The organism is Nocardia sp. NPDC001965 (assembly GCF_053594175.1).
In genome coordinates this window covers 19,222-31,648 of sequence record NZ_JBSFDZ010000029.1, presented here as the reverse complement: position 1 = coordinate 31,648, position 12,427 = coordinate 19,222, and the positions used below count along the sequence as shown (strand labels likewise).

Genomic DNA, 12,427 nt, shown 5'->3' with positions numbered 1-12,427 from the left:
GGAGAAGAAGATGAACGAAGATTTCGATTACGACGATACCGAGGACGATCGCGATGTCCCGGCCACGAGTTCCGCAGCCGCTCCGCAGGTCCACGAGGTTTTCAACCCTGATCACACCGTCGGTGTGGCCTGCGATCGCGACGGTGAGATCGTCGGGTTGCACATCACCGACGAGGCGCAGGACAACGGCGACAGCTGGCTGAGTGCGGAGATCCTCAAGATCGCCGGGCTCGCGCACGCCAAATCCCGGCTCGGGCTGCGGCGCGAGATGGAGTCGAACGGCGCTCGCTCCTACACGATCGACTCGTTCGGCCTGCCGACCGAGGCCGCCTATCAGGCCATGGAAGACGAGGCCTTCGGCCTCCGGCCCGCCTGACCGCAGACAGGACACGACCATGGTGAACATCCATTCCCTCGACGCGGTGAAGGCGATCGTCGGTGATGCGGCCGGGGCGCTCACGGTGATGACCGACGATGTCGGTACCACGGTGGACAGCCTGATGCTGGTATCGAAGGCCGATTCATCGCTGGACCGCGATATGACCGGAAAGCTGGACTGGATTCGCGACACCTTCGCGGCCGCGGCGTCCGATGTCGTGGAACAATCCGGAATCACCGTCGAGGCCACCAGATACGGCACCACGGTTCTCGACAACGCCGATCTCGACGGCCGGGACACCGTGCACTCGGCCGCGGTCTGATCGGACACGATGGCGCCGGAGCAGACGAGCCCGTATTGGGACCGGATCGTCGGAAATCGCTGGCCGCAGATACCGCCGTCGGCCTGGCACGGTCTGGCGGACAACGCCCGTGACGGCGCCGCGGCCCTGAACCTGGCCGATGTGGAGCAGGCACGTCAGGCATTCGACGAGACGGTCCGGCAGTCGGTCGGTCTGGCGGAGATTCGGCGGGCGCTCGTGGCGCTGGAACAGAATCCGCGGGCGTTCGCGGCTGCGCTGTCGGCCGCCGCGGATACTTTCGACACCTTCGGTGATGTGGTCCGGCGAACCCGCAACCAGATCCTCGATGTGGTCGAAAAGGCCACCGACCGGATCGAGCAGGCCACCCGCGGTGACAACAACGACGACGGCGAAGAGGGCGACGCGGCCGAAGCCGAAGTGGATCGCCGAGCCAGAGATGCCATTCTGGCCGAGGCCCGGGGAGATGTGCGCGATATCGTCGCCAACGCACTGAATTCGCTGGGACCGCAGGGGCTACCGCGGCTGGACGATATCGCCGAGGCGCTCGGACAACCGGGGCCGTGGCGTAAGGGTGGCGGCGTTCCCGGTGCCCCGCACCGGAGGCCCGGGGCGCCGGGCAGACCCGGCCGGAACCACGATGTGCCGCGCCGTGGGGGCCCGGGGTTCGACCACGGGCCGTGGGCGCCCGGACACGACCGGCCGGTCCGGCCCGATCCCGTCCTCGGGCAGATCCTCATCGACCTGCTCGACGATCTGTTCCGTCCGCAGCCGGGTCCGTCGATGCCCGGTGTGCCGTCGCCTCTCGATATCGAGGCACCGGTGGGTGTGGGAGATATGCCGCCCGCGCTCACAGATCCCGGCGGGCAGACCGATATGGCTCCGGCGCCGGTGGTGACCAACCCCGGACCGGAGGGATCGGGAGTTTCCGGGGTCCCGCAGCCCATGGGGCCGGGGGAGGATGAGCCCCCACCCGGTGAGACCCGTGGTGACGGCGCGGAAACCGGTACCGGTATCGATTCCGATACGGCCGCCGTGGACGACTCCGCCGATTCGCCGGGCAGTGAGAAGGACGGCGAGAAGAGCGGCGAACCGGACGAATCCTCGCAGCCCGACCGTGAGACCTCGGCCCCCCATGGCGCCGATACGCCGGACGTTCTCGGGGCCGCCCGGCCGGCCGGGGCTCTCACGACGGCGGAGCCGGACGCCGAGGGCGCCTCGCCCGGCGCCGTTGCACCGGTCCTCCCGGCGGCGCTGGGCCCGGCCGTCGGTGCGACCTCGGCCCCGGCCGTATCCGGTGCGAGCGCGAGCGTGAGTGGTACGGCCCCGGCGAGCAGCGCGGCCGTGAGCAGCGCTGTCTCCGCTCCGGCAGCAGTGACCTCGGCGCAGGCCGGGCGGGGTGCGCCGGGGTCGATCGAAGCGCATCGAGGGCCGGGCGCCACCGGCAAGAACCTCGCGTCCGCGTCCCAGCCGGGGGTCAGCGCGGTGCCCGGCGGGAAGCAGCCCGTGCCGGTGCCGGACAGTGATCCGGGGGCCGGGAAGAACCGCGGCCCGGGGGATCTCGTGCAGAACGCTGTCGGTGCGGCCATGATCTCGGCTTCCGCGCCGGCCTTCGTGGTGGGCGAACGCGTCGACGGGGATCTGGTCCTGGCGCGCACTCTGCTGGGCGGGATCCGCGCCGCGGCCGATCCCTGGGTGGTCGGCGTCGACTGGGCGGTGGCGGTCCTGCGTCACCCCAGCGGGGTCAGCGCCTTCGTCACCTCGAACGAGGGCCGCGGCTGGTTGCCCGCCGGGCTCTTCCTGCCCGCCGAAGTGTCGTTGCCCTGGTTGTGGGCCGTCTCCGAGGGGTCCCGCTGGGAAGGCGTCGCGGACCCCGCCCGGATCCTGGTGGAGTTCGCGATCGCCTGGGGTGCGAAATCCGGTTCGAAACTGTCCGCGCTGGTGTCGTCGCAGCCGATGGACCCTGTGCTCGGTGCCCGGCTGGGCACCGTCGCGCTGGCGGGATCGGTGGCGGCCTCGGACACCATGGATCTGCGCAGTCCCGCCGCGGGCATGCTGGACCGTCTGGGTATCACATCCTCGCCCCGACTGCTCGATCGCGCGGCCGGGGTCGCCGACCGCGATATCGCCGTGCGCTGTCTGGAACTGGCGGTCGACGCGCATATCCGGGTCGGGCGGGCGGAGCTCGCGACGGTGGACACGATGGAGGCACCCGAGATCAGATTGCGGATCCTGCGCGCGCTGCGTGACGGCCGCGATTTCGCGGACAGTTGGTGGGCCGAGCTCCAGGATGTCGACGATCTGATAGCTGCGACCGCGCTCGGTCACCGCGCCGATACCAGCCGGATCGGGCTCGGGGAACTCCGTTCCGACGCGGCCGATCTCGATCCGGGGTCGGAGTTGTCGATATCGCGCGCGCTCGCTTTCCAGCGCCGGTGCAACGAGTTGGTGTTCTTCCTGTCCGAGGAGAGGTCACGTCAGACGCTGCGCGATGCGGTGTACGCGCACGCGCAGGTGCTGGGGCATCCGCTGTTCGCGGCGCCGCCGGCGGCCCCACCGGCGCCGCGGCGGGCAACCGTGACCACCGGTTCCCGCCGGAGATGAGACGACCGCGCCCGACCGTACGGTCTCCCCAGCGTTGGGAAGAATCGACAATGATGAGAGTCGTTGGTGGGAAAGGATTGATCGAGCATGCCGGATTGGTTGGATATCGACCCTGCGGTACTGCGTCAGCTGGCCCTCCAACACGATCAGGTAGCGGCCGAGACCAGGGAGTGGGCCCAGCCGCCCTCGGAATGGCTCGCCAACTTCGAACCCACCTACGGCAAGATCGCCAATCCGGTCAAGGAAGCACTGGAACGGTATTACGACGCTCGGCTGCGCGCCGGCGAGGGCCTGGCCAGGGAACACGAGCAAACCGCGGCCTCACTGCGTGAGTCCGCGGACGCCTACGAGCGGACCGACAACGAGGCGGCCGTGAGCGTCGGCCGATCCAACGACGATTCCAACGGTCGCGTCGGGGCCTTCGGCGATCCCGCCCCGTCCGGGTTCGGCCCGGCCGCGCAAGCACCGATCAGCCGGATCGGCGCACCGCCGCTCAGCGGCGCCGGAAACGAGGCGGGTGCACTCCCGCCGACCGGTCCGACCGGACCGATGGATCCGGGTGCGGCCGCGAACAACGGCGCACAGGGTCCGGGCGGTGCTGCACCCGGGCAGGGGCAGAGCGGTGCTGTGCCCGGTGGCGCCACCGCCACGCCCGGAACCGGTACCGGTACCGGCGCCGTACCGCCCGCTGAGCACGCGGCGGGTTCGGGGACCGCGCCCGCCGGCAGCACCGCCGCCGCCGCGCCGGCGGCCGCCGGCGCGGTTCCGCCGGCCGGTGCGATGGTCGGCGGCCCGCTCGGCGCCGGCCCCGCCGACGACCGCGGAACGACCACGACCCCGCCCGGCGCGAACGCGCAGGACGGTCCGCCGGTTCCGGTGGTCGGGGGGCCGACCCCCTTCAACTCGGCGGTGTCCTCGGCGAAGGACAAGGAAGCCGAGCCCGCCTACATCGTCGGCGACGCGGTGAACGAAGATCTGGTCATCGCCAAGACCCTGCTCGGTGCCGTTCTCGCAGCCACCGATGTGCCGGTCGGAACGACCTGGGCGGTGGCGGTATTGCGCGGTCCCGCCGGTGCCGGCATGTTCATCACGTCCAACGAGGGTCGTGGCTGGCTACCCGTCGGCCTGTTCCTGCCGCGGCAGGTGTCCACACCGTGGCTGTGGGACGAACTGCTCGGCGCCGACGGTGAGATCGCCGCACCGTGGGAAGGGGTCTCGGACCCGGCGCGGGTACTGGTCGAATTCGGCCGGGCATGGGGTGCGAAAGCCAATGCGGTGCTCTCCGCGCTCGCTTCCTCCGGTCCGATCGATCCCGCCCTGCGGAGCCGGTTGTCCGAGGTCGCCATGCAGGGGCTGGTCGGGCCGGACGACGGTGTGGATCTCCGGGTGCTCACCCCCGATACCACCGATCGCCTCGGGCTCACCGGTTCCGAGCTCGCCCTGGAATCGGTGGCGGCGGTACCCGATGCCCAGGTTCGTGCCCGCTGTGTGGAACTCGCCCTCGATGCCCATACGCAGCTCGGCCGTTCGGTCCCGGGACATTTCGACACCACGGGTGCGCGTGCGATCCGGGACCGGATCCTGGCCCGGGTGGAGGCCGGCGAGGAGGTGCCGCAGGCCTGGTGGGACGAACTCCGCGACGCGGACGACCTCCTGGCCGCGGAGATGATCTCGCAGCGGGTCGATGTGGCCCGGGTCGATCTCGGCGATATCCGGGTGGACGACGAGGTGAACGCGCTGCGCGTCATGGTGTGGGACAGGCGTTGCAATGAGCTGGTGGCGCTTCTCGCGGAGGAGCCGAACCGGCAGGTGCTGCGCGACGCGGTGTACGCACACGAGCAGATCCTGGGCCATCCGTCGTTCGTGGCGGCTCCGCCGACCGTGGCCGCGGATACCGAGGAGCGGGTGGTTCGGCCGGAAAGCGGCGCATCGGGCGTATCGGCCCCGGTGGAAGAGGGCGGTACCGCCGCGGATCCGGCTCCGCCGACAGTCGCAGGCCCGCCGACCGGTGCGGTCGCCGCCCCGGAGACCGGAGGCCCGCCGCGCGGTGCCGTACCACCGTCGGTGACGCCGCCTCCGGAATCGAAGGGGACCTCCTCGTCCTGATCTGCCGGTGACAGCCCCCTTTCGTTCTACGCGGAAGGGGGCTGCGGGATCCCGGCACCCGGACACGGGAACGGCGGTGGGGCTGGCGTCGGTGTCGCGTCGGCCCGGTCCCGGAGATCGGTGCGAACGCTTTGCGCGGCCGGATCGACCGGCGTTCAGTAGGTTTTGCCTGCACAACCGTTCACCCCGGCCCGGCGTCCGAGCACGCTTCGGGGTGGGTGAGAAGGCGGCGGAACCGTCGGGTGACGAAAGTGTTTCGGTACCGGAGGCCCGGGCACACAAATGCGGTCCGGCTGGAAAGCTGGACCGTCCTGCTGTGTTCATCCCTGGACTGTTACCGGGCGGCGCCGATGCTCGTCCGGTAGCTCCACGGCCCCCGGCAGTGGGTCACCCTCGCGCCGACAGACCTCTAGCCAGAGAGCCTCGTGCAGTCGGCCCGGGTTGGCCGGCCCGGGTATCGCGCCGGGTACGGCCGGACCCGGAACAGTCTCGGCGCGACTGCAATACGACTGCTATACCTGTTTGCTGGGAGCTGTCGGGCCGTACGGAATATTGTTCTGCGGGCCGTCCTGGCCGGGATTCTGCGGTGCGTTCTCGCCCGGTGTGGGGGCCGCGCCGGTGGGCGGTGCGGCTGCTGTCGGGTCCGTTGCCGGGCCGGTCGCCGAGGGAGCGGGCTGTCCGGGTGGTGCGTCCTCGTCCTCGCCGTCCTTGTCGTCGTCCTTCTTCTGCCCGAGCAGCTCGGGCAGCTGGCCGAGCATGGGCATCAGCGCCATCGGCAGCATGGCCAGCATCGGCAGCATCGAGCCGAGACCGCCGGCCGCGGCAGCGCCCGTACCGGCTCCGGCCCCGGCACCGCCGCCGCCGGATCCACCCGAGCCGCCACCGCCACCACCGGCGGCGACGTTCACATCCTGCGCGGACGTGACCACTTCGTTCACCTTCGTCACCGCGGCCGCGATATGGTCCATGACGGCGGCCGCTTGGGCGGATGTGAGCTTCTTCGAAGCGACGGTCAGCAGAGCGGCGTTCAGGTCCTTCTCGATATGCACGATTTTCAGCAGTGTGTTCGCCTGTTCGGCGGCGACCAGCTGCGAGGTCCCGTCCACTTGCGCGTCCATATCGACCAGCGAGTCCTGGCGTGTGCCGGCGGAGAAGACCTGTTGTTGGTACATCTCGAAGCCCTTGCCCGAGCCGGGCAGGTTCGCGGCCTGGATCTTGTCCGGTGTCTTACCGCCCTTCGGTGGAGGCGGTGGGTCGGACCGGCCGAAACCGAGTACGTCGACCGATTTCTGCATCGCGTCCTCGGCGTCGCCGATGAAACTGTTCACGAGATCGTTCGTTTCGGATTGCACTTTCATCCGAACCAGCTCGACCGTGTACTTGGGCTTCGCCGGGCCGTCCTTCGAGGCGACCAGCAGGCCGCCCTCGGTGCCCGGTCCGCCGGCACCCGGTCCGGCGCTGCTCGCGGAGACGAACTCCCCGGTGGCGGGATCCTTCTTGCCGATCAGAGTGGTCGGCCGGTCTTCCGCGGAGCCGGGAACGGGAGGCCCTGGGCGTGGATCACCCGGGCGTGGATCACTCGGCCGGGAGCCCGGCGGACGCCCGCCGTCCGCCGTGTTTCCGGGGGTGTCGATATCCGCGTCGGTCGCTGTACTCATCCGCTGTCGTCGCCCTCCCGTGATGTCCTATTCATTGTGTTGTCTTCCTAGAGGTGGGAATAGGAGATGTGTCGCCGATACGAGTGTTGTCGCATAGTCGAACGGACAACATAGGCGTAATTGCCGAGAAATTGCCCGGGGTGCTGGGGCAGAGAGGTAAGTCGGTGCGATGAGCGACGGTGAGCTGATCGCATGCCGGCACTGACCGACGATGTGCACGGTGTGTTGCGCGAGCTGCTCGGGCTCTACGGGGCCGGGCAGCCGTCCGAGCGTGCGTCCACTCTGCTCGCGCAGTCCATGGGTGCGGATCTGACCCGGCTGTCCGGCGGCGGTGCCCGCGGCTACGGTGACGCGGTCGGAAGCCAGCGTACGGTGCTCGATACCCAGTACGGCCGGGACGGCATCGTCACCAAGACCGTCTCGGAGTCGGGGACCGGGACTGTCAACGGACGCGGGGTGTTGAGCAGTCAGATCTCCGATCTCCACGCGCGGCTCCAGGCGATCACCACCATCGGTGACACCCGGTTCAGCGGCCCGGCGTTACTCGATTCGGCTCAGCAGACCATCACGAACGCGACCAGGCAGGTGAACGCCGATATCGACGCGGCACGAAGACAGGCGGCCCAGATAATGCCGCCGGTGGCGTTCAGTGAGCGCGCCCGGACGACCACGACATCGGCGCCGCGGAAGCGGCGACGGCGACGACCTCGGATGGTGTCGGCGCAACAGGTCACCCATCAGCCCACGCGCCGTGGTATCCGGCGTAATTGGGACAAGTCGAAGGGTGGCCGGGCGGCCCAGATCGCCGACGGCGCGCTCGGCCTGCCCTACATCTGGGGCGGTGGCGGGGCCGGCGGACCCAGTGGCGGCGGGTTCGACTGTTCCGGGTTGACCCAGTACGCCATCGCGCAGGCCACGAACGGGGAAGTGGTACTGCCGCGCACCACCTATGAACAGATCTATTCCGGTGAACGGGTCGACCCGCGCGATGTGCGGGCCGGGGATCTGGTTTTCCCGGCCGCATCGTTCAGTTCCCGTGGGCCGGAACACGTTCAGCTCGCCGCCGGTAACGGTATGGTGATCGAGGCACCCTATTCCGGTGCCACGGTGACCTATTCCCCCATGCCGGCCAGCGCTGTCGTGGTACGAGTCGTCTGAGCGGAACTGTAGCCCTTGGCTATCGAAATACCCCATGAGGTGGCGGCGTTCCTGAACTTCATCGGTGTCCCCTATCCGGATATCAATGAAGACCAGGTCCGTGAGCTGGCCGGCCATGTGCGCACATTCGCCGACGAGGTGTCCGGCACCCACAGCGCGGCGACCGGGGCGATCGGCGAGATGGGTTCGGTGTACCAGGGCGAGTCGTACCGCGCGCTGGTGGCGTCCTGGGCGAATCTGAGCTCCTCGCATATGGAGAAGCTGGACGAACTGTGCCGCGGGGTGGCGCGGGCCCTGGAAATCGCCTCGGATGTCATCGCTGGGGTGAAGGTCGCGGTCCTGACCGAACTCGTGGTGCTCGCCGCCGCCTATGCCGCGACCATGGCGGCCACGGTGGCGACGTCGGGTGCCTCCGCGGCGCTGGGGCAGTCCATTTCGCTCGCGGCCCGGCGGCTGATCAAGGCCATGGAGGAGATGCTCATCGGCTACATCGTGGCCGAAGTGCTGGGTAAGGCCATCGAACCGCTCGAGGCCGCGGTGGCGGACATGATCAACGGTGTCGTCTACAACGCCGCTGCCGATGCGCTGGGTGTGGAGCCCGGCGGCAGCAATATCGTGTACATCGATCCGGACGAGGTGCGCCGCTACGCCCAAGTCCTCGACGATCACGCCGACGACATCATGAAGCACGCGGAGAAGTTCGCGAACGGTGTCGCGGCGCTGGACTTCACCACCCCGGTCGGGATGCCGGGGGTGAGCGGGCCGGCGACCCAGGCGCCCGGAATCATCCCGAACTCCCCGGCCGCGATCGGTCCGGGTCAGCAGCAGGTGCCGCAGGAACTGGCTGCTACACCGCGGAATTGGATACCCGGAGCGCCGACGGGTGCCGCTTCGGGCCCGGATGCGCGGGTGGACGGCGAGTCCCCGGCGGCCGCGGCGCCGCCGGGGAGCGCGACGGGATCGCCCGACGCCGGCCGCGCCCCGGCCGGGAACAACGGTATGCAGGGCGCCGGTTCGGATCCGGGATCGCCCGCCGACCTCCGGGCGCCGGATCCCGGTGCCGGGAATCTCGCGGCAGATGTGCAATCGACCCAGTCGCAAGGTGAGCGCGCACCGGCAGTGAGTGACCGGGATACCGCGGCGACCGCGGCCGCCGCGGGGCCGGCGATCGCCGATGCGGCGGGAGTGGAATCGGCGGCGGCCGAGAACCGGGCCGAGCAGCCCGAGTCCGGCGCCGGCGGTTCGGCGGGCACGGATTCGGTTCGGGCCGGGGAGGCGTCGAGTGCTGCCGCGGGAGCGATCGGCGGTCCGGTCGGCGCGTTGCCCGACGGTGCCGGTGGTCCGGCCAGCCCCTGGAATCGCCAATCGCCCGCGCAGGGCGGTTCGCCCGGTGGCGCCGGAAATGCCGCTCCTGCGGGACGCGGCCGTCGGCGCGCGTCCGAGAGTGACAAGCCGGGCCGTACTGCGGGTGGCCGGCGGCGTCGGGCCGCCCGGCCGAATCCGTGGTCGGCGCGTCCGGCCGCGGCGTCGCAACAACCGGCGCGTACTCCATGGGGCAAGCCGGTCGAACGCACCGAACCGGCGGTTCCCGCGGTGGCGGCCGACGGCGATACGCCGTCGCCTGTCGTATCGCCGGACTCGGCACGGGATCAGGGCCGAAAGGACGGTGCGGAGAAGAAAGAAGGCGCCGCACCGGAACCGGCGGGGAAGGCGTATCGCCCGGAGGCCGCCGTTCCAGCGGTGGCCGCGCCGGTTCACGCGGACGAAGGGCCGCCGCCGCGCGGGTGAACGAGCCGCGAGCAGACAACTCGCGGGTGAACAGTTAGGTGCGGCGGCCGGTGGCTCGCTGTTTCCACCGGCCGCCGCGGTGAGGTCATCAGGGATGAGGGAACTGGTGACCTGCGGCCAACTATAGCCAGAAATAATGTGCCGTTCAACAACGGCACTATTTTCAGGAGGGGGAATTCCGCCCGTCTCGGGTAGCGGGCCGATTGCCGCCGAGGTGGGTGTCCCGAGCGCTGAAACGTCTCGCTGACAACCGATTTCATGATCAACATGGGGTGAAGGGGTGGTGGTGACTCGGCGCCGAGTCGCGTCTCGGCGGTGCGCGCACCCCGTCCGGCAACTAACTTATCGCTGGATTACGGCTCGTTCGCTGATGGGAATGTCAATTCGGGAGAGTTGCGGCTTTCGTCCGATTCTGCGCCGATGCCGGCTCGCCTCCTCCGGTGCGGGCGCCGAATACTTCACCGCCGCGTTCACCTGCCGGGTCGGCTTCCCAGTGCCGGGAAATACCCGATGTCTACCGTGGGCCCAGGGTGGCTTACCCTGCCAGCAGGCGAGGGTCCGGCGGAAGGGAAGTCCGAGTTGTCAGCGGCCGAGGACGCGTTCTACACGGGCGTGCAGAGTTTGGGATTGGTCGCCGGTGGGGTGCGCAACGAAGAGCATGCCCGCGCGGCGTTCACAGCGGCCACGGATATCGATCCGGATATGTGTGACGCATGGCTGGGACGAGCCATGGCGGGGGAGGTCACGTCGGAGGTCATCTACGGCGCTTACCGTTCCTCCCATAATCTCTACCGTGATCAGCAGCGCGCCGGTCTGGTCGACCGGGCGCTGTGGTGTCAGGTCGAGATCGGGGTCTTCGGCCTACGGGTCGCGATGGCCGATCGCGACCAGATCGCCATCGCGCAGGCGTGCGCGTATGCCGACGGCGGGGAGTGGCAGGAGGCGGCCGCGATCCTGGACGAGGTGCGCGGTGACGATGTCGCCGACTTCGCCCGGATAGCCCTGTTCTACCGGACCGGACGCTGGCCCGACGTGCTCACCGCGCGGGCCGCCAAAACAGTGCTCGAGGACGGACTGCTCGATATCGCCGCCGAACTGATGGCCGCCAGTGCGCTGGCCCATCTCGGCAGATTCGGGGAGGCATTGCCGCGGGCCCAGCGGATCGTGGAGGACAGCCAGTCCGGGAGTTTGTCCTACATCTGGGCCGATGCCCACTACCTGCTCGGAATGATCCTGCGGCACAACGGTGAACACGACGCCGCCGACAAGATCCTCAAGGGACTGCAGGGCTCCGGTCTGTGGCCCAACCGGGAGCACTGGCAGCAGGCAGTGCGGGACAAGAACTTCCGGCTCGAGGTCACCACTCCGGCGGTGATCGCCTCGCGGACCGATATCTGGGATCCCAAATCCGGCGACGACCCGGCCGAAGTAGCGGCCAGCGCGGCCAAGGCCGAACGCGACGAACTGCTCGAAGAGGCCTCCAAGCTGCTGCAGTCGCAGATCGGGATGGACTCGGTCAAGGAGCAGGTGGACCGCCTCAAATCCGGTGTGCTGATGGACCAGGTCCGGGCCAAGCGCGGTCTCGCGGTCGACTCGCGATCGAATCACCTCATCTTCTCCGGCCCTCCGGGTACCGGTAAGACCACCATCGCGCGGGTTATCGCCAAGATCTTCGCCGGGCTCGGCGTGGTCGAGAACGCCGAGGTCATCGAGGCTTCGCGTAACGATATGGTCGGCACCCACCTCGGCCATACCGCGCCCAAGACCAATGCGCTGATCGACTCCGCGCTCGGTGGTGTGCTCTTCATCGACGAGGCGTACACCCTGATCCAGGAGGGGCTGTCCGGTGGTGACGCCTTCGGTAAGGAAGCGGTCGACACGCTGCTGGCCCGGATGGAGAACGACCGGAGCAAGCTGGTCGTGATCATCGCCGGGTACGAGGCCGAGATCGACAGGTTCCTGCAGTCGAACGAGGGTCTGTCGTCCCGTTTCACCAAGCGGGTCCGGTTCCCCAGCTACGATCCGGACGAACTCGTCCAGATCGCCGAATTCATCGCGGGCAAGAAGGATTCGATCCTGTCGGATCAGGCTCGCGAAGTTCTGCGCGACCGGTGCACGACGATGTCGGAACAGAACCGGAACGGCCGCCGCCTCATCGATCTCGCCGGCAACGGTCGTTTCGTGCGCAATGTCGTGGAGGCCGCGGAGTCGGAGCGTGATTTCCGGTTCACCCGCGACAACGTGGACATCGCCTCGCTCACCGATGAAGAGCTCATGACCATCGACGCCTTCGATATCAGCACCGCACTCCAGGGGCTGGCGCCGGTCGATAGATAGCGTCCGTCAACCCGCCTGACCGGCTGTTCCCAATTCTGGGGAGTAGTCGGTTCAGGCATGCGCGCTAGGTTGTGGCCA

8 protein-coding genes are annotated in these 12,427 nt (G+C 69.1%); 7 read left to right on the top strand and 1 reads right to left on the bottom strand.

Translation table 11 applies throughout. The features are described 5' to 3' along the window. Nucleotides 1–10: 10 nt before the first annotated feature. The 4 genes from ACWCPQ_RS28075 to ACWCPQ_RS28060 all read left to right on the top strand — a co-directional run bounded on the left by ACWCPQ_RS28075 (nt 11) and on the right by ACWCPQ_RS28060 (nt 5,408). Nucleotides 11–376 carry a hypothetical protein gene (locus ACWCPQ_RS28075; protein WP_449904385.1) on the top strand — a complete coding sequence of 122 codons (366 nt, stop codon included), beginning with the start codon at nt 11–13 and terminating at the stop codon, nt 374–376. 19 nt (nt 377–395) lie between these two features. Further along, nucleotides 396–701, top strand: a complete 306-nt coding sequence (locus tag ACWCPQ_RS28070) for a hypothetical protein (RefSeq protein WP_449904382.1) — start codon at nt 396–398, stop codon at nt 699–701. A gap of 9 nt (nt 702–710) precedes the next feature. After that, complete coding sequence (locus ACWCPQ_RS28065) at nt 711–3,302, top strand: hypothetical protein (protein WP_449904379.1); 2,592 nt, start codon at nt 711–713, stop codon at nt 3,300–3,302. Nucleotides 3,303–3,389: 87 nt separating this feature from the next. Beyond that, nucleotides 3,390–5,408 (top strand): type VII secretion target, encoded by a 2,019-nt coding sequence (locus tag ACWCPQ_RS28060; RefSeq protein ID WP_449904377.1) that lies wholly within the window; start codon nt 3,390–3,392, stop codon nt 5,406–5,408. A 512-nt stretch (nt 5,409–5,920) separates the two neighbouring features. Here ACWCPQ_RS28060 and ACWCPQ_RS28055 read toward each other — a convergent pair. Continuing rightward, entirely contained in the window at nt 5,921–7,066 is a 1,146-nt protein-coding gene (locus ACWCPQ_RS28055) for a hypothetical protein (RefSeq protein ID WP_449904375.1), read from the bottom strand. A 192-nt stretch (nt 7,067–7,258) separates the two neighbouring features. On the opposite strand from ACWCPQ_RS28055, the gene ACWCPQ_RS28050 reads away from it, so the two are divergent. From ACWCPQ_RS28050 to eccA, 3 genes are all read left to right on the top strand, one after another. Continuing rightward, nucleotides 7,259–8,224, top strand: coding sequence for a C40 family peptidase (locus tag ACWCPQ_RS28050; RefSeq protein ID WP_449904373.1), 966 nt, complete (start codon nt 7,259–7,261; stop codon nt 8,222–8,224). A gap of 15 nt (nt 8,225–8,239) precedes the next feature. After that, nucleotides 8,240–10,012, top strand: a complete 1,773-nt coding sequence (locus tag ACWCPQ_RS28045; RefSeq protein ID WP_449904371.1) for a WXG100-like domain-containing protein — start codon at nt 8,240–8,242, stop codon at nt 10,010–10,012. A 579-nt stretch (nt 10,013–10,591) separates the two neighbouring features. Further along, nucleotides 10,592–12,349 carry a type VII secretion AAA-ATPase EccA gene (gene eccA / locus ACWCPQ_RS28040; RefSeq protein WP_449904368.1) on the top strand — a complete coding sequence of 586 codons (1,758 nt, stop codon included), beginning with the start codon at nt 10,592–10,594 and terminating at the stop codon, nt 12,347–12,349. Nucleotides 12,350–12,427 lie beyond the last annotated feature (78 nt).